This is a genomic window from Microbacterium suwonense (genome assembly GCF_030296555.1).
Taxonomy (GTDB): domain Bacteria; phylum Actinomycetota; class Actinomycetes; order Actinomycetales; family Microbacteriaceae; genus Microbacterium; species Microbacterium suwonense.
In genome coordinates this window covers 2,475,404-2,498,743 of sequence record NZ_AP027728.1, presented here as the reverse complement: position 1 = coordinate 2,498,743, position 23,340 = coordinate 2,475,404, and the positions used below count along the sequence as shown (strand labels likewise).

The window sequence follows — 23,340 nt, the reverse complement described above, 5'->3', positions numbered from 1 at the left end:
CCATGACGACGATTCTGATCACCGGAGCATCCTCGGGCATCGGCGCACGCGCCGCGGCCCTGCTCGCCCAGGGCGGTGCGACCGTCTTCGGCGCCGCACGCACCACCAGCGCGATCTCCGAACTGGAAGGCGTGACCCCCGTCCCGCTGGACCTCACCGACGAGCGATCGATCCGCGCGGCGGTCGACACCGTCGTCGAGCAGGCCGGAACCATCGATGTGCTGATCAACTGCGCCGGCTACGGCGAGTTCGGCAGCGTCGAGGAGACGTCGCTGACCGACGCGCGTCACCAGCTCGAGGTCAACGTGCTCGGCTCGGTCGGGCTGATCCAGGCGGTGCTGCCCGGGATGCGCGAGGCCGGGCGAGGACGCATCGTGAACGTCTCTTCGCTCGCCGGCGAGTTCGCCTCGCCGCTGGGCGGCTGGTACCACGCCTCAAAGTTCGCACTCGAGGCCCTCTCCGACTCGCTGCGAGGCGAGGTGTCGCAATTCGGCATCGACGTCACGCTGGTGCAGCCGAGCTATGTCGCCACCGACTGGCACGATCAGGCCATGGAGCGCCTGACGAGCGCCTCCTCCGACGGCCCGTACGCATCCATGGCCACGGCGATGCGCACGTACTTCGCGAACCCTGCGCTGGCGAAGCAGTTCTCCAGCCCGGATGCCGTCGCCGCGCTGATCGTGAAGGCAGCGCTCACGCGACGACCCCGCACTCGATACCGGATCGGCCCCGGCGCGAACATCGCGGTCGCCCTCTCCACGCTCCTGCCCGATCGTGCCTTCGATGCACTGACCCGCAAGCAGTTCGGGTACGCCTGATCCGCGCCGTTCAGGAGGGTCCGAGGCCGAAGTGCTCCAGCTCCGCCTCATTCAGCATCCGCGACCGAATCATGAAACGCATCCCGGTCGGGCCCTCGACGCTGAACCCTGCACCGCGACCGGGGACGACGTCCACGGTGAGATGCGTGTACTTCCAGTACTCGAACTGCGACTCCGACATGAACATCTCCACGGGGGCGTCCAGGCCCACGTCGAGATCGCCGAGCTTCACATCGCCGGGCCCGGTGATGAACATGCCCACCGGATAGCACATCGGCGAGGAGCCGTCGCAGCATCCTCCCGACTGGTGGAACATGAGCGGGCCGTGCTGAGCCGTCAGAGCGCGGATGAGCGATGCTGCGGCATCCGTGACCTCCACCCGCTGGTACGTGCCGATGCTGACCATGACTCTCACCTTTCGTCCATGGATTCCGGGTGGGGGCCGCGTGCCCCCACCCGGAGGCCGATCAGAAGAAGCCCATCGGCCCTTCCGCGTACGACACCAGCAGGTTCTTCGTCTGCTGATAGTGGTCGAGCATCATCTTGTGGTTCTCACGGCCCACGCCCGACTGCTTGTATCCGCCGAATGCGGCGTGCGCCGGGTACTGGTGGTAGGTGTTCGTCCACACCCGCCCGGCCTCGATGGCACGACCCGCACGGTAGGCGGTGTCGCCGCTGCGGCTCCACACCCCGGCGCCCAGGCCGTACAGGGTGTCGTTGGCGATCGAGATCGCGTCGTCGAAGTCGGTGAAGCTGGTCACCGACAGCACCGGCCCGAAGATCTCCTCCTGGAAGATGCGCATGTCGTTCGTGCCCTCGAACACGGTCGGCGCGACGTAGTAGCCCTCGCTGAGGTCACCACCCAGGTCGACGCGCTCCCCGCCGGTGAGCAGCCGCGCGCCGCCCTGCTTGCCGATGTCGATGTAGCTGAGGATCTTCTCGAGCTGGTCGTTCGACGCCTGCGCGCCGATCATGGTCGCCGGGTCGAGCGGGTTGCCCTGGACGACCTGACCCACCCGCTCGAGACCGTCGGAGATGAAGCCGTCGTAGATGGATGCCTGGATGAGCGCCCTCGACGGGCAGGTGCACACCTCGCCCTGGTTCAGAGCGAACATGGTGAAACCCTCGAGGGCCTTGTCGTAGAACGGGTCGCTGGTCGAGCGCGCGACATCCTCGAAGAACACGTTCGGGCTCTTGCCCCCGAGTTCCAACGTGACCGGGATCAGGTTCTGCGAGGCGTACTGCATGATCAGCCGGCCCGTGGTGGTCTCGCCCGTGAAGGCGACCTTGCGGATGCGCTTGTGCTGGGCGAGCGGCGCGCCTGCCTCGATGCCGAAGCCGTTGACGATGTTCACGACGCCGTCCGGCAGCAGATCGCCGATGATCTCGAACAGGAACAGGATGGAGGCCGGGGTCTGCTCGGCCGGCTTCATCACGATGCAGTTTCCTGCGGCGAGCGCCGGGGCGAGCTTCCACACCGCCATCAGGATGGGGAAGTTCCACGGGATGATCTGGCCGACCACGCCGAGCGGCTCGTGGAAGTGGTAGGCGACGGTGTTCTCGTCGAGCTGGCTGATGCCGCCCTCCTGAGCCCGCAGAACGCCTGCGAAGTAGCGGAAGTGGTCGATCGCGAGCGGGATGTCGGCGGCAAGCGTCTCGCGGACGGGCTTGCCGTTCTCCCACGTCTCGGCGACGGCGATGCGCTCGAGGTTCTGCTCCATGCGGTCGGCGATCCTGTTGAGGATCACCGAGCGCTCGGCGGGCGAGGTGCGCTTCCAGCCCTCGAACGCGCGCCAGGCGACGTCGACGGCGTGGTCGATGTCGGCGGCCGTGCCGCGGGCGATCTCGGTGAACGGCTTGCCGTTGACCGGACTGATGTTCTCGAAGTACTGGCCTCCGGCGGGTTCGACGAACTCTCCGCCGATGTAGTGGCCGTAGCGGGAGCGGTATTCCGCGACCGCGCCCGGCTGTCCGGGGGCCGCATAGGCGGTCGAGACGCTCTCTTCTGCAATGGTCATGGTGTCTCCTTCGACGATCGCGGCGTCGATGCCGCGGCTTACCTGTGCGACGAAGATACGGGCGGCGACGTTGCGAGCGAGTGCGGCAGGTTGCATCGGGTTGCATCCCGGCATCCGCGCATCCTCACATCCGCGCATCCTCACATCCGCGGCAGGAATCGGCATCCGCTGCATCGATCGATGGCGCGGATGCCGGAAAGTGCAGCGGATGCCGAGACCGAGAGCCGAGACCGGGCGCCGAGACCGAGAGCCGCGACGGGCGCGGCGCTCGTCACCTCTCGAGCTTCTCGAGCCGGCTGACCAGTCCGCTCCGTCGCGGCGAGCGCGCAGGCAGCATCTCCAGGCACAGGCGCAGCACCTCGGCATCCTCGGCTCCCTCGGGGATGTCCGCGTACGCGAGCAGCACGTCAACACTCGCCTCGGTGCGCATCGTCTCGCGCAGCGTGCCGCGCACGCCCTCGCGCAGTTCGACCACGCCGGGAGCATCGGAGTCGGGCAGCACGGGCCCGCGATACGCCGACAGGGCGACGCGGTGCGCGCCGCGATCCAGCAGTGACAGCACGTTCTGCGCATCCGTCTCCATGGCGACGGACAGCCGGTACGGGCGGGACTGCGGCACGAGTTCGGGCGAGACGCGTTCGAGCGCCTTCCGCAGTCGCACCATCTCGGGTCGCAGCGTGTCGGGCGATGCCCCCTCGCCGTAGACGAGCTCGGCGAGGTGCTCGGCAGACAGTCCCTGCCGGTGGGTGGCCAGCATGAGCAGGATCTCGGCATGCCGGGCGCTGAGCTCGACGTTCGACTCCGAGCCGTTCGTGACGACCTCCAGCCGCGCGCGGTCACGCCCGAGCACCTGCAGCGTCGCACGTTTCAGCGGCTCTCGCGTCGGATGCCGGGAGGCGGATGCCGTCGCCTGGGGCGCCTCGGCACGAGCCCGCAGCCGTGCGACCATCAGCTGCGACTCGACCGCCCGGGCTGTCGCATCCACCAGCATCCGGGCCTGAGGCGTCACCACCTCGTCACCGCCGGTGACGTCGAGCACGCCGAGGATGCGGTGGGTCTCGGGGTCGAACACCGGCGCCGCCGTGCACGACCACGGCTGCACGAGACGGTTGTAGTGCTCAGCGTGGTGGATCTGCACCGACTCCCCGAGCTCGAGTGCCGTTCCGGGTGCGGAGGTGCCGACGGAGGTCTCGGACCAGTTCGACCCCTCCACGAAGCCCATCTCTCCCGACAGCATCCGCTGCCGCAGGTCGCCTTCGACCCACAGCAGCCGACCGGCGTGGTCGCCGACGGCCACGACGACACCCGAGTCGTCAGGGGCGCCAGGCAGGAGCAGGGTACGGATCAGGTCGATGGCGCCGGCCAGCGGATGCCCGGATCGGTACGCCTCCAGCGACTCTCGCGTGAAGTCGAGCGGCGGGAGGCCCTCCGGGCCGACGCGCTGCTGTCGGGCGCGCTCCCACGAAGCCCGGATGACGGGCCTGACCTGCTCCAGGCGGCGGTCGTCGAGGTTGCCGGCCATGAGCTCTTCGTGCGCACGCTCGATGATCAGCCGCGACACCTCCGGGGAGGCATCGCGTGGCGAGGACCAGGGAGACGGCACGGGGCCTCCGATCGGCGCTGACGGGGTCTGCCCAGTGTAGATCGGATGCGCACGCGTCGGAATGCCAGTCACGCGCACCGTTCGGGAGGAGTTCTCACGCTCGGGAGGACGATTCTGGCTCAAGCCTCCTCCGATCCGCGAGTTCCCCTCCCCAACCGGCGGGGCTCAGTGCCGGCGCACCGCCTGCCACTGGGCGCGGCGTTCGGCCTGGGCCACCGGGTCGGGCACCGGCAGGGCGGTCAACAGCTCGCGCGTGTACTGATCGCGCGGGTCGCCGAGCACCTGGGCGGTGGTGCCCTGCTCCTTGATCTCGCCCTGCTGCAGCACGATGATCCGATCCGAGACGGCGTCGATCACGGCCAGGTCGTGGCTGATGAACAGCGAGGCGAAGCCGAGCTCGGCCTGCAGCTGCACGAACAGCTCGAGCACGGTCGCCTGCACCGACACGTCCAGCGCACTGGTCGGCTCGTCGGCGATCAGCAGCTTCGGGTCCAGCGCCAGCGCCCTGGCCAGCGATGCCCGCTGACGCTGACCGCCGGAGAGCTCATGCGGGTAGCGGTCGCCGAAGTTCACCGGCAGCCGCACGGCATCCAGCAGCTCGTTCACCCGCGGGCGCGCGGCCTGCAGGCTCGAAGCCCGGCCGTGCACGATCAGCGGCTCGGCGATGCACTCGGCGATCGTCAGCAGCGGGTTGAAGCTGGTCGCCGGGTCCTGGAACACGAATCCGATCTGCGGGCGCAGCGGGGTGAGCGTGCGCGGCTTCACACCGCGCATCTCCTGCCCGAGCACCGTCAGCGATCCGCCGAGCACCGTGGTCAGACCCACGACGGCGCGGCCGATGGTGGTCTTGCCCGAACCGGACTCGCCGACCAGGCCCACCACCTCGCCGGGCCCGACGTGGAAGTCCACGCCCTTCACCGCGACGACGGCGTTGCGTCCAAAGCGCCCGGGATAGCCGATCTCGGCGCGCGTGGCGACGATCAGGCTGCCTTCAGTAACCGCCGGCGCGGCGTGCGCGGCGCCCTCCTCGGTGACGACCGCTGACACGTCGGGAGCGGATGCCGACTTGCCCTGCCCCACGTGCGGCACGGCCGCCAGCAGCTTGCGCGTGTACTCCTCGCGCGGGTTGGCGAACAGCTCCCGAACCGGGGCCTCCTCGACGATGGCGCCCTGATACATGACGACCACACGGTCGGCCAGGTCGGCGACCACGCCCATGTTGTGCGTGATCAGCACGATCGTCGCACCGAACTCGTCGCGGCAGGTGCGCAGCAGCTCGAGGATCTCGGCCTGCACGGTCACATCCAGCGCGGTGGTCGGCTCATCGGCGATGATCAGTCCGGCATCCAGCACCAGGGCCATCGCGATGACGATGCGCTGCTTCTGCCCGCCGGAGAACTGGTGCGGGTAGTCGTCGACACGCTGCTCGGGGTCGGGGATACCGACGCGGCGCATGATGTCGATCGCGCGCCTCCTGGCATCCTTCTTCGAGATCTTCGTGTGCGCACGCAGACCCTCGGCGATCTGCCATCCCACGGTGTACACCGGGTTCAGCGCCGTGGAGGGCTCCTGGAACACCATCGCGGCATCCCTGCCGCGCATCTGGCGCATGTGGTGGTGGCTGGCGTGGACGATGTCGGTCTCGCCGCCGTCGCGGCCGCGCACGATCACCGCTCCCGAGGTGGTCGCGGTCTCGGGCAGCAGTCCGAGCAGGGTGTTGGCCGTGACGGTCTTGCCCGAGCCGGATTCGCCGACGATCGCGAGCACCTCGCCGGCATGCGCGCTCAGCGAGATGCCCTTGACCGCCTCGACGGGCTCGTCGTCGGTGGCGAACACGACCCGCAGATCGCGGATCTCGGCCACCTCGGTCGGGGACGCGACCGCGTCGATGGATGCGCTCATGACTCTCCTCCCGCGCTCGTCGTGCGGCCTCTGCGCTTGGATCCCGCTCGGCGACGCTGGCGCAGTCGCGGGTCGCTCAGATCGTTCAGGCTCTCGCCGACCAGGGTGACCCCCAGCACGACCAGCACGATCGCCAAGCCCGGGAACACGCTGGTCCACCAGATACCGCTGGTGACGTCCTGCACGGCGCGGTTCAGGTCATAACCCCACTCGGCCGCGGCCGTCGCCTCGATGCCGAAGCCCAGGAAGCCGAGCCCGGCAAGAGTCAGCAGCGCCTCGGAGGCGTTCAGCGTGATGATCACCGGCAGCGAGCGCGTCGAGTTGCGCAGCACGTGACGCAGCAGGATCCGCGTGGTCGGCACGCCGATCACCTTCGCGGAGTCGACGAACGGCTCCGCCCGCACCCGCACCACCTCGGATCGCACGACGCGGAAGTACTGCGGTACGAACACCACCGTGATGGCGATCGCGGTGGCCATGATGCCGCCGCCCAGCGTGGACTGCCCGCGGCTGATCACGATCGACATGACGATGGCCAGCAGCAGCGAGGGGAAGGCGTAGATCGCGTCGGCGATGACGACCAGGATGCGGTCGAGCCATCCGCCGAAGTAGCCGGAGACCAGTCCGAGGGCGATGCCCAGGAAGATCGAGCACGCGATCGCCGCGATGATCACCAACAGTGCCGTCTGCGCCCCCAGATCACCCGGGAGAACACGTCGAAGCCCGACACGGTCGTGCCGAGCACGTTCATCGAGTTCGGCGCTTGCTGGGTGCCGAACGAGACGCCGTCGACGGTCTGCTGCTGCGCCCACGAGAACGGGGCGAGCAGGGGGCGAGCAGCGCGATGACGATGAACAGGATCGTGATGGCCAGCCCGGTCACCAGCATCCCGCGCTGAAGCCCGACGCTCTGCCGCAGCTGCGCGAGCACCGGCACCTTCTCGGCCCAGTGCTTCCTGCGCGGCGGCGCCGCCGCCAGCACCGCGGTCTGCGGGGTGGGCATCTCGTCGTAGGAGTCGGGGATCCCAGTCATGTCAGTACCTCACCCTCGGGTCGATGAACGCGGCGACGATGTCGACGATGAAGTTCGTCGCCGCCACCACCACGGCGATCATCACCACGATGCCCTGCACGGCGACGAAGTCTCGTGCCTTCAGGTACTCGGCCAGCATGAAGCCGATCCCCTTCCACTCGAACGTGGTCTCGGTGAGCACCGCGCCCGCCAGCAGCAACGCGATCTGCATCCCCATCACGGTGATGATCGGGATCAGCGCCGGCCGGTAGGCGTGCTTGGTCACCAGCCGGAACTCGCTCACGCCCCGGGATCGCCCGGAGGTCACGAACTGCTGCCCCAGGGTGCCGATCACGTTCGTGCGGATCAGCCGCAGGAACACCCCCGCGGTGAGCAGACCGAGCGCGACCGCGGGGAGGATCGCATGCTGCAGGATGTCGCCGATGGCGGCGGCGTTGCCGAGCCGAATCGCATCAAGCAGGTAAATGCCGGTGGGGGTGTCGATGCCCGCCATGAGCAGTTCGGTTCGGGTGTTGCCGCGCCCCGAGACGGGCAGCCAGCCCAGCCACACCGAGAAGATCAGCTTCAGCAGGAGCCCGGCGAAGAAGATGGGGGTCGCGTAGGCGAGGATCGCCATCACGCGCAGCACGGCATCGTGCCAGCGGTCGCGACGGTAGGCGGCGATCAGGCCGAGCGGGATGCTGATGATCAGCGCGACCAGCAGCGCGTAGATCGCCAGCTCCAGAGTGGCCGAGCCGTACTGCAGCAGGATCTCGATCACCGGGCGGCGGTCGGTGATCGTGGTGCCGAAATCACCTCGGAAGACGCCGCCGAGGTATTCCAGGTACTGCACCCACAGCGGGCGGTCGTAGCCCGCGTCGTGGATGCGCTCCTGCAGCTGATCCGCGGGAAGACGCCCGCCGAGTGCTGCGGTGATCGGATCGCCGGTGATCCGCATCAGGAAGAACACGGTGGTCACCAGGATGAAGACAGTGGGGATGATCAGCACGAGCCTGATCAGGACGTAGCGCCACAGCCCTCCGCCCTTGGAGCGGCTTCGCGGCTGAACGGGAACAAGCGCAGCGCCGGCATCGACGGCCATACGGGGTACCTCTTCTTGCGGTCTTCGGCGAGCACGCCTCGGGGGCGCTGCGGTGAGGCAGCACCCCCGGGGCGGACCGCGTTACTTGCTCAGCGGTGCGAAGCGGAACTTGAACGAGGCGTCCAGGGTCGTGCCCTTGACGTCCTTCCCGACGATCGCGACCTGCTTGCCCTGCAGGATGGGCAGCGTGGACAGGTCCTTGGCCACCATCTCCTGGATCTGGCCGATCTGATCCAGCCGCGCGGCGGAGTCGGTCTCGGTCTGCTCCTTCACGATGGCGTCGTTGACGGCCGGGTTGTCGTAGTGGTTCGCGAGGAAGTTCTCCTTCAGGAAGAACGGCGACAGGTAGTTGTCGGCATCCGAGTAATCCGGGAACCAGCCGAGCTGGTACAGCGGGTACACGTCGGCGCTGCGGTCCTTGGAGTACTGCACCCACTCGGTCTGCTGCAGGTTGACCGTGAACAGGCCGCCCTTCTCGAGCTGCGTCTTGTACGCGGCGTACTCGTCACCCGACGAGGGGCCGTAGTGGTCGCCGTTGTACTGCAGGTTGAGCGTCACCGGCGTCTGCACACCGGCGTCCGCCAGCGTCTTGGCCGCCTTGTCGGCGTCCGGTCCGCCCTGGCCGTCGCCGTACAGGTCCTTCAGCGGGGTGATCGCGCCGGGCATGCCCTCGGGGACGTAGGAGTACAGCGGGCTGAAGGTGTCCTTGTAGACGTTCTTCGCCACGGCCGCGCGGTCGATCAGGTCGGCCATCGCCTGCCGGACGGCGAGCGCCTTCGCCGGGTCTGCCTCGGCGGTCTTGGCACCGAACGGCATGGTGTCGAAATTGAACACGATGTAGCGGATCTCACCGCCGGGGCCGTCGACGACCTGCACCTCGTCGCTCTTCGACAGGTCTTCGACGTCGGTGGCCGACAGGCTGCGGAACGCCACGTCGATGTCGCCGTTGCCGATCGCGAGCTTGAGGTTGGAGGCATCGGCGTAGTACTTGGTCTGCACGCCGGAGTTCTCGGCCGCGCCGAGCACGCCCTTGTAGTCGGGGTTGGGCTTGTACGAGATGAGCTCGTTCAGCTTGTACGAGTCGATCGTGTACTGCCCGGCGAAGGCGTCGCCCTTGACGATCTCGTCGTCAGGGGTCACGGCATCGGCCGAGAAGACGTCCTCGTCAACGATGGGGCCGGCCGGGCTGGAGAGGATCAGCGGCCAGATCTGGTCGTTGCCGTTCTTGAGCTTGAAGACGACCGTGGTGTCGTCGGGCGCCTCGACCGAGTCGAGGTTGCCCAGCAGGGAGGACGGACCGTTCGGGTCGGCGATCTTCACGACACGGTCGAACGAGAACTTCACGTCGCTGGAGGTGAGCTCGTTGCCGTTGGCGAAGGTCAGGCCCGACTTGAGCTTGACCGTGTACTCGGTCGGCGAGGTGAACTCCGCCGACTCGGCGATGTCGGGCGAGACCTCGGCCGTGCCGTACTTGCTGTTCATCAGGAACGGGTAGATCTGGTTCATCACCGCGAACGAGCCGTTGTCGTAAGAGCCGGCCGGGTCGAGTGAGGTGACCTTGTCGGTAGTGCCGACGATGATGTCCCCGCCCTTGGCGTCGCCATCGTCGCCGTCCTGGCCTCCGGTGCTCGTCGCGCAGCCGGAGAGGACGAGAGCCGAGACGCCGAGCGCCCCGATCGCAAGGCCGAGCCGGCCTCTGGAGATCTTCATTGACATAACCGGCTCTTCGGACATCCGGTGGGGGTGAGGCTCGCCGGGTGATGTTCGGCGGGTAGGGGTCGAGGTCCCCGAGGATCAGTAGCGCTAACTGTCTGATCTTCACGAGGACCTCGACGTGCTTCACCCTACTTCGGGGTGCGCTTCTGCGCGCTCTGCGACTGATCCGTGTTCCCGCTGCGACGTTCTGCTGGGTCTTCCTGATGTCCATGTCGAGCGCGTCGACCGTCGCGACGGGCTGCTGGTGGTGACGGTCTCGACGCCAGCGGCACCGACCGGCTGTCCCTCGTGTGGGGTCGTCGCGACCGGTCGTGGCCGCCGCCGACGGGTGCTTCATGATGTGCCCGCGACGACGCGGGTGCGGATTGTGTGGCGGCAGCGGGTCTGGCGGTGCGATGAGGTGGGATGCGCGCGGCGGACGTTCGTGGAGCAACTCCCGGGCCTGGTCGCCCGGCGCGGGTCGATCACCACGCGCGCCGTCGGCTGGGCGATCGGGCAGTTGCGCCGCGAGCACGCCACCGTGCACGGTATCGCCCGTCAGCTCGGCACGTCGTGGAAGACGGTGTGGCGCGCTGTCGAGCCTGAGTTGGAGCGGCTCGCGGCCGACGAGTCCCGGTTCGAGAACGTCACCACGCTCGGTGTCGATGAGCACATCTGGCATCACGTCGACCCCCGCAAGAGCGGTCCGAAGGAGCTGACCGGGATGGTCGATCTGAGCCGCGACAGCACCGGAAAGACGCGGGCCAGGCTGCTTGACCTGGTGCCTGGCCGCTCCGGGAAGGCCTACGCATCCTGGCTCGCCGAACGCGGCGAAGCGTTCCGGAGGAACGTGAAGGTCGCCGCTCTTGACCCGTTCGCCGGCTACAAGACCGCGATCGACGACAAGCTCGAAGACGCCACGGCCGTGCTGGACGCGTTCCACGTCGTCAAGCTCGGCACCGCCGCCGTCGACGAGGTCCGCCGCCGGGTTCAGCAGGACACCCTCGGGCATCGCGGTCGTAAGGGCGACCCGCTCTACGGGATCCAGACCATCCTCCGCGCCGGCGCCGAGAACCTCACCGAGAAGCAGCGGACCAGACTCGCGGCAGCGATCGAGGCCGACCCCGCGCACGACGAGGTGTTCGTCGCGTGGCAGTGCGCCCAGCAACTGCGTTCCGCCTACCACCAGAAGGACCTCGCCGAGGGGCGACGGATCGCGCAGAAGGTCGTCGAGTCGTTCCACACCTGCCCGATCCCCGAGATCGCCCGCCTCGGCCGCACCCTCCGCCGCTGGCGAGCCGCGTTCCTGGCGTACTTCACGACCGGACGATCATCGAACGGCGGAACTGAGGCCGTGAACGGGATCATCGAGCTGCACCGCCGCCTCGCCCGCGGCTTCCGCAACCGCGACAACTACCGGCTCCGCATGCTCCTCGCCGCCGGCGGCCTCACCCCATGACCCCCACCGAAAGTCCGAAGAGCCACATAACCTGCCTGTCATCGTTCGGGTATCCGCGCGCCTCTTGACGCGGTCGGATTCAATCTAGTCACCTGCATGGGTCTTACCCAACCGATCGGTCAGGATCGTGACGAGACCGACACACGCGCCGGAGCGGTCATCGGCCCCGTGCGGCCCACCATTCCCGTAGGCGCTGCTCGGCGGCATCCGTACCGATCACACCCTCGTCCAGGCGCAGCTCGAGCAGGAACCGGTAGGCCTCGCCGACCTCGCGGCCCGGCGGGATGCCGAGCACCTCCTGGATGCGGTTGCCGTCCAGCTCGGGACGGATGCTGTCCAGCTCCTCCTGCTCGCGCAGTTCGGCGATGCGGCGCTCGATGTCGTCGTACGCCGCGGCCAGCCGTGCCGCCTTGCGCTTGTTGCGGGTGGTGACATCGGCGCGCACCAGGATGTGCAGCCGATCGATCTGGGCACCGGCATCCCGCACATAGCGGCGCACCGCACTGTCGGTCCAGGCGCCCTCGGCATAGCCGAAGAACCGCAGGTGCAGCTCGATGAGGTCGGCCACGGCATCCGTCGTCGCGCCGTCGAAGCGCAGCGCCTGCAGGCGCTTGCGCGCCATCCGCGAGCCGACCACGTCGTGGTGGTGGAAGGTGACCCCTCCGCCCGGCTCGAGCTTGCGGGTGCGGGGCTTGCCGATGTCGTGCAGCAGCGCCGCGATGCGCAGCGACACGTCGGGCTCGGCACCGGGGTTGCGCGTCTTCTCCAGGTCGATCGCCTGGCGCACGACGGTGAGGGAGTGCTCGTAGACGTCCTTGTGGTGATGGTGCTCGTCCACCTCCAGTCGCAACGCGCTGACCTCGGGGAGGAACTGCTCGATCAGTCCGGTGTCGACCAGAACACGCAGGCCGCGCACCGGGTCGTCTGTCTGCATCAGCCGGATCAGCTCGCCCTGCACGCGCTCCGGGCTGACGATGCTCAGCGTCTGACGCAGCTGCTCGATCGCGGTGCGGGTGTCATCGGCGATCTCGAACTCCAGCTGGGAGCTGAAGCGGGCCGCCCGCAGCATCCGCAGCGGGTCGTCGCCGAAGCTGACGGCGGGATCGATCGGGGTGCGCAGCACGCCGGCGATGAGGTCCTCGACGCCACCGGTGGGGTCGATGAGCTTGATCTCGGGGATCCGCAGCGCCATCGCGTTCACGGTGAAGTCGCGGCGCAGCAGGTCGCCCTCGATGCTGTCGCCGAACTCGACGACCGGCTTGCGGGTGGTGCCGTCGTAGCTGTCGGCGCGGTAGCTGGTGATCTCCACCTGCTCGCCCTGCACCCGGGCGCCGATCGTGCCGAAGGCCCGGCCGATGTCCCACTGGGTGCTCGAGATCGGCGTCACGATCCGCAGGATGTCGTCGGGGCGGGCGTTCGTCGTGAAGTCCAGGTCGTGGGTCGGCCGGCCCAGCAGCGCATCGCGCACCGGACCTCCGACGACGGCCAGCTCGAATCCGACGTCGGCGAAGGCCGTCGCAAGCGTGGCGACGACGGGATTCGCGGCGAGCGCGCCGAGTCGGGCCAGGCCCTCGGCCATATTGAGCATGGGTTCCAGGTTACCGGGGCGGATGCTGTCGCATTCGCGCGCGGGGGTCGCAGCATCCTCGGCCCTGAGGTCACAGCATCCTCGCCCCTGTTCATCGTCGCCGCCCCCGCTGGGCGACGCAACTGAGCAGGGGCGGGGGCGCTGAGCAGGGGCGGGAAGCGATCGGGTCGTCGTCACATCGGAACAGGACTTGTCGGCCTGTGGGTGCCGTCGCGGGCGAGGTCAGCGCGGGCCGGCGGCTCAAGCATGGCGCGCAGCAGGATGCCGGGGGCGGATGCCGCGGATGCCGCACTCTCGGCGTCGACGTTCCGGGGCCCAGGTGGGGCGGCGCCGAGTGCCCACTCGTCCAGGCCGCGCAGCATCCCGAACACGGCGGCGGCGAGCAGGTCGGTCGGAAGGTCGTCGCGCACAGCGCCGGATTCGACGCCGACTCTCAGGACGTCTCCCACCCAGATCCGGACGACCTCCAGCAGCGCTGTACGGGCATCCACCCCTCCTGCGGCCGGCAGGTAGAAGATGCTGCCCAGGAGGCCGAGTGCCCGGTCTGAGACTGTGAGCGCGCCGAGATCGGTGAGCATCCGATCCACCTGCGGCCAGAATCCCACCCCCGCGAAGTCGGCCGGCGCAGGGGTGTCCATCGTGCGCGCACGTCGGCGATGAGGCTCTCGACCACGGCATCCAGCAGCTCGGCCTTGGAGCCGACCGCGTGGTAGAACGAGCTCTTGCTGATCCCTGCCGCGCGGATGATGCGGTTCAGCGAGGCGCCCTCGTACCCGGCGGCGGCGAACTCCGCGACGGTCGCCTCGATGAGGGCCCTCCGGTGCGCTCCGGTGATCTGCGCCATTCTCCGAGCATACTGGACCAGCCAGTCCAATAGGGCGTACGCTGGGAGTGGACCAGGCAGTCCACAGGAGGCTCCATGCTCACCCACACACCACTCTCCACCCAGCTCGACGCCCAGCGCGAAGACCGGCTGCGCGTGCTCATCGTCGGCGCCGGGATCGCCGGGCTCACCCTCGCACAGCTGCTGCGCCACGACGGACTGCACCCCGTGCTCGTCGACCGGATGCCCGCGATGGAGCACCCCGGCTACATGCTCGCCCTCATGCCGAGCGTCGATCAGGCCTTCATCGACCTCGGTCTGCAGCAGAAGTACCGCGACGCCGGCACCCCGATGCGCAGCTACCGCTTCCGCGCGCATCGCGGACGGCCGCTGCGCACCGACTCGATGAGCGAGCTGCTGAGCGTCTACGGCGACTACAACGGCATCTCCCGCGGCGCGCTGATCGACGTGCTCACCGATGGCGGCTGCCCGGTGACGTTCGGCACCACGGTGAACGAGGTGGCGGACGGCGTCGCGTGCTTCGCCGGTCGCGACGGCGCACCCGCAGGAGAGGCCGCGTTCGACCTGGTCGTCGGCGCTGACGGCATCCGCTCGCAGATGCGCACCGTGCTCGGCTCAGCGGCACCCGACATCGTCGACACCGGATGGTCGGGGTGGGTCGCCTGGACCGACGAACTCGGCGACCCCACCCTGGGCGAAGAGCTGTGGGGTGACGGATTCTTCCTGGGCGTCTACCCCGTCAAGGAGCGGCTCGGCGTGTTCCTGGGCGGGCCGGATGCCGAGCTCCAGGTCGGCCCGGCCGCATTCGCCGCATCCGTTCGCGAGCGCGTCGACGAAGTGGGTCCCCGCCTGTCGGCCGCCCTCGACGGCGTCGCCGACGACCCCGATCCGTACCTCTGGCATCTCGACGATGCCCGCACCCCGCGATGGGTGTTTCCCGGCGGCATCCTGCTCGGCGATGCGGCGGCGGGGTTCCTGCCGACTGCGGGCATCGGGGCGGGGATGGCGATCGAATCGGCCTGGATGCTGGCCCGCATCCTCTCGCACGCCGACCGTTCGTCACTTACGACGGCGCTCCAGGCCTGGGAGCGGGTGGAACGCCCGCGAGTCGAGTCCGCTCAGGCGAACTCCCGGATGCTGGCGAAGCTGATGTTCCGCCGCGGCCGGTTCGTCGCATGGCTGCGTGAGAGCGTGATGCGGATGCTGAGCGTGCGCGCCGCCCTCGGGCCGATCGTGAAGCTCGTCGCCGAGCGTCCTGATCCGGATGCTGTGGCGCGCGAGGCTCTGTGAGACTTCCTCTCCGGCGCGAGACTTCCTCTCCGGCGCGAGACTTCCTTTCGGGCGTGAGACTTCCTTTCGGGCGTGAGACAGGGCGCGGTGCGTCGCTTCTCGTGCTGGAAAGGAAGTCTCGCAAACGGGCGCGCTGCGAGACCTACGCGTCAGGCGACCGGATCGCCCTGCACTGGCCCCTCAGTGTTCGGCTTCCACCCCAGCGCCGGGGCGACGTGCTCGGCGAAGGCCTGCAGCACGTGCAGGTTGTACGCGGGGCCGAGCTGATTCGGGATGGTGAGCATCAGAGTGTCGGCGGCCATCACGGCCTCGTCGGCCTTCAGCTGCTCGATGAGCACATCCGGCTCGGCGGCGTAGGTCTTGCCGAAGGTGGACCGGAAGCCGTCGATCACCCCGATCTGATCACCGTTCTCGGCGGAGCGCAGCCCGAAGTACGCGCGATCCCTGTCGGAGACGAGCGGGAAGACGCTGCGGCTGACCGAGACGCGCGGCGTGCCGGTGTGCCCGGCATCCTTGTAGGAAGAACGGAACACGTCGATCTGCTCACGCTGCAGCTCGTGGAATGGCTGACCGGTGGCCTCGGTGACGAGCGTCGAGCTCATCAGGTTCAGCCCCAGCCGGCCGGTGGTCACCGCGCTGGAGCGCGACCCGGACCCCCACCAGAGGTGATCGCGCAGGGTGGGGGACTGCGGCTCGATCGCCAGGTACTGTCCCTCGCCGACCATCCGCGGGTCGCCGGGGGCGATCCGCTCACCGCCGATCGCGCGCAGGAACAGGTCGAACTTCTCGCGAGCGAGCACGCTGCCGCGCTCGGTGTCCTCGGTGTCGACGTAGCCGAAGGCCTCATACCCGCGCAGTGCTGTCTCGGGTGATCCACGGCTCACGCCGAGCGCGAGGCGCCCGTCGGCGATGAGGTCAAGCGCCGCAGCCTCCTCGGCGAACTGGAGTGGGTTCTCGTAGCGCATGTCGATCACGCCGGTGCCGACCTCGATGCGCTTGGTCCGCGCGGCCATCGCGGTCAGCAGCGGGATCGGCGAGGCCGCCTGACGCGCCCAGTGGTGCACGCGCACGTACGCGCCGTTGACGCCGATCTCGTCGGCTCCCTCCGCGAGTTCGATGGTCTGGCGCAGCATGTCTCCGGCGGTGCGCGTGACCGACCCGGGCACGTCGGCGTAGTGCCCGAAAGAGAGGAATCCGAAAGCCTTCATGCTCTATGCGAACGCATGAATCGCGCAGGCTATTCCGCCGCATCCCCCGTTCAGGTCGCAATGGATGTCGCTGAAACGCCGGGAAAGCGACGTTTTCCGCGACCTGGACAATGGGGACACGGGGGGACTAGTCCGCCGGGAGCAGCAGTCCGTCGAGCAGCAGCGAACGGATGCGGGGGTGCAGATCGTCCCAGAGCTCCGCCAGCGGCACCTCGAACAGGTCGGCCAGCGCCGCGACGATCTGCGCGACGGTCAGCTCGCCGTCGCAGGCTCCGACGAACCCGGCGAGCGCGGAGTCAACGCTGATCGTTCGCGCGAATCCGCCGCCCTGTCGCAGCTCGATCACGCTGGGATCGTCACTGCCCGGCATATGGTGGCGCGCCTCGGTCACATCGGATGCGACGACCAGGCGCTCCGGGATGCCGTCGGCCAGCGCATCATGCGCGGCCAGTCCCGTCACCAGGGCACGACCGAGGTCCGCGACGGGCTGCGTGATGGTCTCGAAGCGCCGCAGCCGGCCGTGGGGCCGATACGAATCGGGGGCCGACACGCCAGATGTCGGACGATTCCCGGCATCCGGTCCGACATCTGGCGTGCCGGCCGACGACGGGACGGCGGACGGGACCGCGGACGGGTCGGCCGACGAGGTGACGGCGGACGGGACGGCGGACGTGCCGGCCGACGAGGTGGCGGCGGACGGGACCGCGGACGGGTCGGCCGACGAGGTGACCGCGGGCGTGACGGCGGACGGGAGGGATGCCGGACGGCGCAGCAGGATGTACCCGAACCCGATTGCGGTCACCTCCCGGGCGGCGAAATCATCGAGCCAGGCGGACAGCAGCGGCGCGAATCCGGCATCCCGGGGCAGGGTGCCGCCGTCGCGGATCCACAGCTCGGCGTACTCCAGCGGCGTGAGCCGCTCGCGCTGGATCACCCACGCATCCAGGCCGTCGTCGATCCACGACCGCACGCGGTCCAGGCCGTCCACGCCGCCGCGCGACTCCCAGTTGCCCAGCAGCTGCGCCACGCCGCCGGGGGCGAGATGCGCGGATGCCGAGCGCAGGAACAGCTCGACCAGCCCGTCTCCCACCAGCCCGCCGTCGCGGTACTCGTACTCCGGCACGCCGGTGACGCGCGGGGTGATCACGAACGGCGGGTTGGAGACGATCAGGTCGAAGGCCTCCCCCGCCACAGGCTCGAACAAGCTCCCGGCCCGGAACTCGACGTTCCGCACGCCGTTCAGCTGCGCGTTCAGCTCGGCGAAGGCCAGCGCCCGCTCCGAGATGTCGGTCGCGATCACCTGACGCGCGCGGCGCGACACCAGTAGCGCCTGGATTCCGCATCCGGTGCCGACATCCAGCGCGCGGTCGACCGCGCCCGGGATCACCAGCTCGGCGAGCGTGCGCGAGGCACCTCCCACCCCGAGCACGTGATCGGTGGGCAGCGAAGTGCCCAACGCGACCTCGTCGAGGTCGCTCGCGATCCACCATTCGCCGACGCCGTCGGCATCCACGAACGACTGCGGGCGGATGATGGCCTGCGGCCGCACGTCGGCGCCATCCGCTCCCCCGGCACCATCGGCACGGATCAGCCCCAGCCCGATCAGCCCCTCCACGCCCACGCGCGGAACGGCCCGCTCCACGGCAGCACGCGGCTGCGGCAGGCCCAGCACCCAGAGCCGTCCCAGCGTCGCCAGCGCGTCGTCGCGATCGGCGATGGCGCGCAGGATCGGCTCACGCATCCCACGGGCCAGGGCGTCGTCCGCCTCCTCTCCCCACAGCCGCCGCAGCGGGTCGGAACGGAAGTCCGCGGCATCCAGGTCGGCGGCGAGCACCTGCGCGAGAACGGGATCGGGGCGGGGGTGGGCACGGTCCGGCACGGCCGTCACTCTACGCGCCTTCAGGGTTCCTCACACCGCTCCGCCTAGAATCGGGGACGTCGAGTCGGCCGCGATCACGGCTTCATCGACCCGAACTATGACTGCGATCTCCCCCGCGACGGATTCCGTCCGCGCGCGCATCGGCTGCTGAGCCGGCTCGCCGCGGTGCTCGTCGTCGGTGCCATCGCGCTGGGCGGGGCGTCCCCGGCATCCGCCGACGACGACGTACAGGAGCCCGACGACGCCCCCGCCGTCACCCTGGGTGTCTCCGCCGGCCCCAGCGCCCGGATCGACCCGAACGGCCCACTGGTCACCACGATCACGATCGTGAACGGCACCGATCACACTCTGAGCGTCGGATCGGCCTCGTTGGAGGTGAACACGACGCCTCTCGCCGATGCCGCGACTTTGGACGCGTGGCTCGACACCGGCGCCTTCTCGGGGACGTTCCGCACCGTCGCGACCGAGGAGACCCCGGCCGTCGCCGCCGGCGAGAGCGTGGAGGTCAGCAGCATCGCGGATGCCACCGAGCTCGGCACCCTCGCGCCGGGCGTCTACCCGATCACCGCGCGGCTGACCGGTGCGACCACCGACGACGCGGACACCACTGCCTGGACGCCGACCGCGAGCTCGGTGCTGGTCGTCGCGGCCGCCGGCCAGCAGCAGGTCGGGGTGCTGGTTCCGATCACCGCCACACCGGCCGACGGAGCACTGCTCAGCGCCGATGAGCTCGCCACGCTCACCGCGCCGGACGGCATGCTCACCGGGCAGCTCGACGCCGTCACCGACACATCGGCTATCCTCGCCATCGATCCCGCGATCCCCGCCGCCATCCGGATGCTCGGCACCCGCGCCCCGCGGGCCGCGACGGACTGGCTCCAGCGCCTCGAGCAGCTCCCCAACGACATGATCATCCTGCAGTTCGCGGATGCCGACGCGACGACGCAGGCGCATGAGGGCCAGGAGTCACTGCTTCAGCCTCCCGACCTCACCCCGCTTCTGCAGCCCGATGATTTCCCGCAGAGCGGAGCGACCCCGACCCCCAGCGCGTCATCCGCCCCTGATCCCGCGCTCCCCGACAACGCGGTGTTGACCGGCGTTGCCGGCGCACGCACCGACATCCTCTGGCCACGCGACGATGTCACCGCCGCCGACCTCGCCGCCTTCACCGGGTACCTCGGCGACGATGCCACCACGATCCTCCCCTCCACCTCCTTCTCTGGGGCGACCCGCGCGCACTCGGCTGTCGAAGGGAACAGCATCCTGGTGATGGATGCTGCAGCATCCGACCGCCTCTCGACCGCCGTCGAACTCACCGAGCCAGTCGATGTGGCTCGCGCGCTGGCCGGCGCCGCCGGGCACCTCTTCTTCGCCACCCACTCCGCACCGACCGTTCTGGTCGGGCTCACCAGGTCGGAGACGCGCTCCCCCGTAGCGCTGCGCGAACTGCTGAGCGCCTTCGCCACGCCCGGCATCAGCCTCAGCTCGCTGCGGGCGCAAGCACCGGCATCCGCAGCCCTCATCGACCCCGTCGGCTCCACCAGGCCCGCCGCTCTGACCACGATGCTGGCCGGCGAGCAGCGGATGCAGGCGTTCTCGTCGATCCTCGAAGTGCCGGCCCTGCTGATGGCTCCCGAGCGCATCCGGATGCTGAGGACGATCGCGGTCGGGATGACCGACGAGGACTTCACCGCCGCCGCAGCGGCGCGTGCAAAGCATGTGCACACGATCCTGAACTCGGTCGGCATCCAGCGCCCCAAGCCCGTGCAGCTGATCACCTCGGCCGCACCGCTGCCCGTCTGGGTGCGCAACGATCTGCCGTGGACCGTGCACGTGACCCTGCACGGCCTGCCGTCCGACCCGCGCCTGGACATTCAGCGCAGCACGCAGGTCGAAGCGGGCGCCGACGGCAGCACGCGCATCGACGTGCCGATCGAGGCGCGCGTGGCCAGCGGCGACGTACGGGTGCAGTTCCGGCTCACCAGCGCGACCGGCGTGGCCATCGGATCGACTGAGGTGGCGGATGTCACACTGCGCGCCGACTGGGAGGGCATCGGCCTCGGCATCCTCGGTGGCGCGATCGCCCTGCTGCTGGTCTTCGGTCTGATCCGCACCGTGCGGCGCAAGCGCCGTGACGGGGCGGGCGCCTCGACGAAGGAGAGCGAATGAGCAGTCTCGGCCGTGCCAGTGCGATCCTCGGCGCGGGGACGCTCGTCTCCCGCATCACCGGACTCGTGCGCACGATCGTGCTCGTCGCGGCCATCGGCAGCTTCGGTCGCCCCGCCGACGCCTTCGCGGTCGCGAACCAGCTGCCGAACAACGTCTTCACGATCATCCAGACCGGCATCCTCACCGCCGTGATCATCCCGCAGATCGTGAAGTCGGCGGTGCACAGCGACGGCGGCAGGGCATACATTTCCAAGCTGTTCACCCTCGGCACCGTGGTCTTTCTCGGGGCGACCGTGCTGGCGATGCTGTTCGCCCCGCAGCTGGTGGTGCTCTACGCCGAGAAGTTCACTCCTGACCAGCTGGCGATGGGCACCGCGTTCGCCTACTGGTGCCTGCCGCAGATCTTCTTCTACGGCCTGTACGCGCTCATCGGCGAGACCTTGAACGCCAAGCGCGTGTTCGGGCCGTACACCTGGACGCCAGTCGCGAACAACGTCATCTCGATCATCGGCTTCCTCGTGTTCATCGCACTGTTCGGTGGAAACCGCAGCGACATGCTCACCTGGGACCCGTCGATGATCGCCGTCATCGGCGGGACGGCCACTCTCGGCATCGCCGTTCAGGCCGCGCTGCTGCTGTTCGCGTGGCGGGCGACGGGGCTGCGGCTGCGGCCCGACTTCCGGTGGCGCGGCGTCGGTCTGGGTCAGGTCGGCACGCTGGCCGGGTGGACGTTCCTGATGGTCATCGCCGGCCAGATCGCCGGGCTCATCCAGACGCGGGTGGTCACTGCGGCGTCGGGCGAGCACCCTTCTACGGCGCTGATGATGGCCGCCTGGCTGGTGTTCATGCTGCCGTACTCGATCTTCGCGATCTCGATCGGCACTCCGTACTTCACGCAGATCGCCGAGCACGCCGCCGCCGACCGCCACGAAGAGGTGCGCGGCGACGTGGCTCGCTGCATGCGCGTGGTGGCGCTGTTCGTCCTCGGTTCGGGGGTGGCGCTGGCCGTGGCATCCGTTCCGGCCACCCGCATCTTCACCGACAATCCCGCACAGGCGATCCAGGCTGCGCCCGTGCTGATCTGCTACCTGGTGGGACTCGTGCCCCTGTCGCTGCTGTTCATCGTGCAGCGCACCTTCTACGCCTACGGCGACACGCGCACGCCCTTCCTGTTCACGCTGGTGCAGGTCGCGTTGATCATCGGCTTCTCGTTGCTGGCCGCCGCTGTGGCGCCACTCGACCAGCTCGCCGCCGCCGTGGCTCTGGGCCAGTCGGTCGCCGGGCTCGTTCAGACGGTGATCGCGATCTGGATCCTGCGCAACCGACTGGGTGGTCTCGAACTGCCGCGCACACTGCTGTCGCTGCTGCGCTTCGCCATCGCCGCCGTGCCGGCCGGGTTCGCCGGCTGGGGCACTTTCCTGCTGCTCGGCGCCGGTGCGGGCTGGACGGCGGGCCAGACCGGATCGACTTTCGTCGACAAGCTGCTCGGCGCCGTCGGCACCGGCGTGATCGGGCTCGTGGCCGTGGTCGTGTACGCGGTGGTGCTGATCGTGATCCGCGCTCCCGAGCTGTCGGCGGCCACCGGCCTGGTCAAGCGGTTCCTGCCGTCGCGCTGACCGTCGGGTCTGACACGGCAGCGGATGCGGTGCCCTTCAGCGTCAGGGAATGCGCCGCGGTTACCATGGGTTGAAGCAATCGTGGCGGTTCCGACGCACGCTCAGGCGTGCCCGCCGACAGAGGAGAGCACATGCGTCAGGTCATCATCATCGGCTCGGGTCCGGCCGGATTCAGTGCCGCCATCTACGCGGCGCGTGCCAACCTGCAGCCGCTGCTGGTCGCGAGCTCGGTCGAGGTGGGCGGAGAGCTGACCAAGACGACGGATGTCGAGAACTTCCCCGGCTTCCCGGAAGGCATCCAGGGTCCCGACCTCATGGTGAAGCTGCAGGAGCAGGCCGAGAAGTTCGGCACCGAGGTGCTGTACGACGACGTCGTCTCGCTGGACGTCGACGGGCCGGTCAAGAAGGTCACCCTCGGCACGGGCGCCGTGCACGAGGCATCCGCCGTCATCTACGCCACCGGATCCGCGTACCGCAAGCTCGGCGTCGAAGGCGAGGAGCGCCTCTCCGGCCACGGCGTCTCGTGGTGCGCCACCTGCGACGGCTTCTTCTTCCGCGACAAGACGATCGCCGTCGTCGGCGGCGGCGACTCCGCCATGGAAGAGGCCACGTTCCTGACCCGCTTCGCGTCGAAGGTGTATGTGATCCACCGCAAGGACTCGTTGCGCGCCTCGAAGATCATGCAGGAGCGCGCCTTCGCGAACGAGAAGATCGAGTTCATCTGGAACAGCACGGTCGACGAGATCCTCGGCGAGCTCGAGACCACCGGTGTGCGCCTGCGCTCGACCGTCGACGACTCCACCCGCGAGCTGGACCTGCAGGGCGTGTTCGTCGCGATCGGCAACGACCCCCGCACCCACCTCGTGCACGGCAAGCTCGACCTGACCGATCAGGGCACCATCTGGGTCGACGGCCGCTCGTCGCGCACCTCCGTTCCCGGAATCTTCGCCGCCGGCGACGTGATCGACCCCACCTACCGTCAGGCCGCCACGGCTGCCGGATCGGGTGTCGTCGCAGCACTGGACGTGGAGCACTTCCTGGCATCCCTCGAAGACGCCTCCGTCGAGGTGCCGGCGGCCGAGGCCGCCGAGGTCATCGCCGGCTGAGTCGGCGGGAACACTTTCGCCGCATCCGACGT

General features: G+C 69.1%; 18 protein-coding genes and 1 pseudogene. 6 read left to right on the top strand and 13 right to left on the bottom strand.

What is annotated here, in order from left to right:
• The first annotated feature begins 2 nt into the window (after window positions 1-2).
• Window positions 3-818, top strand: coding sequence for an oxidoreductase (locus QUE33_RS12480; RefSeq protein WP_286300447.1), 816 nt, complete (start codon window positions 3-5; stop codon window positions 816-818).
• A 10-nt stretch (window positions 819-828) separates the two neighbouring features.
• On the opposite strand, the gene QUE33_RS12475 is transcribed toward QUE33_RS12480, so the two are convergent.
• The 8 genes and pseudogenes from QUE33_RS12475 to QUE33_RS12440 form a co-directional block, all read right to left on the bottom strand.
• Window positions 829-1,224 carry a DUF779 domain-containing protein gene (locus tag QUE33_RS12475; RefSeq protein WP_286300445.1) on the bottom strand — a complete coding sequence of 132 codons (396 nt, stop codon included), beginning with the start codon at window positions 1,222-1,224 and terminating at the stop codon, window positions 829-831.
• 61 nt (window positions 1,225-1,285) lie between these two features.
• Window positions 1,286-2,836 (bottom strand): acetaldehyde dehydrogenase ExaC, encoded by a 1,551-nt coding sequence (gene exaC, locus QUE33_RS12470; RefSeq protein ID WP_286303157.1) that lies wholly within the window; start codon window positions 2,834-2,836, stop codon window positions 1,286-1,288.
• Between the two features lie 140 nt (window positions 2,837-2,976).
• Window positions 2,977-3,111 carry a hypothetical protein gene (locus tag QUE33_RS12465; protein ID WP_286300444.1) on the bottom strand — a complete coding sequence of 45 codons (135 nt, stop codon included), beginning with the start codon at window positions 3,109-3,111 and terminating at the stop codon, window positions 2,977-2,979.
• Window positions 3,108-4,439 (bottom strand): helix-turn-helix domain-containing protein, encoded by a 1,332-nt coding sequence (locus QUE33_RS12460; RefSeq protein ID WP_286300443.1) that lies wholly within the window; start codon window positions 4,437-4,439, stop codon window positions 3,108-3,110. The genes QUE33_RS12465 and QUE33_RS12460 overlap by 4 nt, the downstream gene beginning before the upstream one ends.
• Before the next feature lie 165 nt (window positions 4,440-4,604).
• Window positions 4,605-6,341 carry a dipeptide ABC transporter ATP-binding protein gene (locus tag QUE33_RS12455; protein WP_286300442.1) on the bottom strand — a complete coding sequence of 579 codons (1,737 nt, stop codon included), beginning with the start codon at window positions 6,339-6,341 and terminating at the stop codon, window positions 4,605-4,607.
• A pseudogene (locus QUE33_RS12450) lies at window positions 6,338-7,343 on the bottom strand (ABC transporter permease). The gene QUE33_RS12455 and the pseudogene QUE33_RS12450 overlap by 4 nt, the downstream one beginning before the upstream one ends.
• A 31-nt stretch (window positions 7,344-7,374) precedes the next feature.
• The gene (locus QUE33_RS12445) at window positions 7,375-8,454 is read right to left on the bottom strand and encodes an ABC transporter permease (RefSeq protein WP_286300440.1); all 1,080 of its coding nucleotides are present in this window, start codon (window positions 8,452-8,454) and stop codon (window positions 7,375-7,377) included.
• 81 nt (window positions 8,455-8,535) lie between these two features.
• On the bottom strand, window positions 8,536-10,164 hold the full coding sequence (locus QUE33_RS12440; protein WP_378761346.1) for an ABC transporter substrate-binding protein: 1,629 nt from the start codon (window positions 10,162-10,164) through the stop codon (window positions 8,536-8,538).
• A gap of 124 nt (window positions 10,165-10,288) precedes the next feature.
• On the opposite strand from QUE33_RS12440, the gene QUE33_RS12435 reads away from it, so the two are divergent.
• The gene (locus tag QUE33_RS12435) at window positions 10,289-11,608 is read left to right on the top strand and encodes an ISL3 family transposase (protein WP_434019600.1); all 1,320 of its coding nucleotides are present in this window, start codon (window positions 10,289-10,291) and stop codon (window positions 11,606-11,608) included.
• Window positions 11,609-11,765: 157 nt separating this feature from the next.
• On the opposite strand, the gene QUE33_RS12430 is transcribed toward QUE33_RS12435, so the two are convergent.
• The 3 genes from QUE33_RS12430 to QUE33_RS12420 all read right to left on the bottom strand — a co-directional run bounded on the left by QUE33_RS12430 (window position 11,766) and on the right by QUE33_RS12420 (window position 14,040).
• On the bottom strand, window positions 11,766-13,196 hold the full coding sequence (locus QUE33_RS12430) for a CCA tRNA nucleotidyltransferase (protein WP_286300437.1): 1,431 nt from the start codon (window positions 13,194-13,196) through the stop codon (window positions 11,766-11,768).
• 173 nt (window positions 13,197-13,369) lie between these two features.
• The gene (locus tag QUE33_RS12425; protein ID WP_286300435.1) at window positions 13,370-13,645 is read right to left on the bottom strand and encodes a hypothetical protein; all 276 of its coding nucleotides are present in this window, start codon (window positions 13,643-13,645) and stop codon (window positions 13,370-13,372) included.
• Complete coding sequence (locus QUE33_RS12420; protein ID WP_286300434.1) at window positions 13,630-14,040, bottom strand: TetR/AcrR family transcriptional regulator; 411 nt, start codon at window positions 14,038-14,040, stop codon at window positions 13,630-13,632. The genes QUE33_RS12425 and QUE33_RS12420 overlap by 16 nt, the downstream gene beginning before the upstream one ends.
• 75 nt (window positions 14,041-14,115) lie before the next feature.
• Between QUE33_RS12420 and QUE33_RS12415 the strand changes: the two genes are divergently transcribed.
• Complete coding sequence (locus tag QUE33_RS12415) at window positions 14,116-15,330, top strand: FAD-dependent oxidoreductase (RefSeq protein ID WP_286300432.1); 1,215 nt, start codon at window positions 14,116-14,118, stop codon at window positions 15,328-15,330.
• Between the two features lie 149 nt (window positions 15,331-15,479).
• Here QUE33_RS12415 and QUE33_RS12410 read toward each other — a convergent pair whose 3' ends face one another.
• The gene (locus tag QUE33_RS12410) at window positions 15,480-16,538 is read right to left on the bottom strand and encodes an LLM class flavin-dependent oxidoreductase (RefSeq protein WP_286300431.1); all 1,059 of its coding nucleotides are present in this window, start codon (window positions 16,536-16,538) and stop codon (window positions 15,480-15,482) included.
• Between the two features lie 127 nt (window positions 16,539-16,665).
• The gene (locus QUE33_RS12405) at window positions 16,666-18,426 is read right to left on the bottom strand and encodes a DUF7059 domain-containing protein (RefSeq protein WP_286300427.1); all 1,761 of its coding nucleotides are present in this window, start codon (window positions 18,424-18,426) and stop codon (window positions 16,666-16,668) included.
• A gap of 156 nt (window positions 18,427-18,582) precedes the next feature.
• On the opposite strand from QUE33_RS12405, the gene QUE33_RS12400 reads away from it, so the two are divergent.
• The 3 genes from QUE33_RS12400 to trxB all read left to right on the top strand — a co-directional run bounded on the left by QUE33_RS12400 (window position 18,583) and on the right by trxB (window position 23,308).
• Window positions 18,583-20,586 (top strand): DUF6049 family protein, encoded by a 2,004-nt coding sequence (locus QUE33_RS12400; RefSeq protein WP_286300426.1) that lies wholly within the window; start codon window positions 18,583-18,585, stop codon window positions 20,584-20,586.
• Window positions 20,583-22,202 (top strand): murein biosynthesis integral membrane protein MurJ, encoded by a 1,620-nt coding sequence (gene murJ / locus QUE33_RS12395; protein WP_286300424.1) that lies wholly within the window; start codon window positions 20,583-20,585, stop codon window positions 22,200-22,202. The genes QUE33_RS12400 and murJ overlap by 4 nt, the downstream gene beginning before the upstream one ends.
• A gap of 131 nt (window positions 22,203-22,333) precedes the next feature.
• On the top strand, window positions 22,334-23,308 hold the full coding sequence (trxB, locus tag QUE33_RS12390; protein ID WP_286300422.1) for a thioredoxin-disulfide reductase: 975 nt from the start codon (window positions 22,334-22,336) through the stop codon (window positions 23,306-23,308).
• Window positions 23,309-23,340 lie beyond the last annotated feature (32 nt).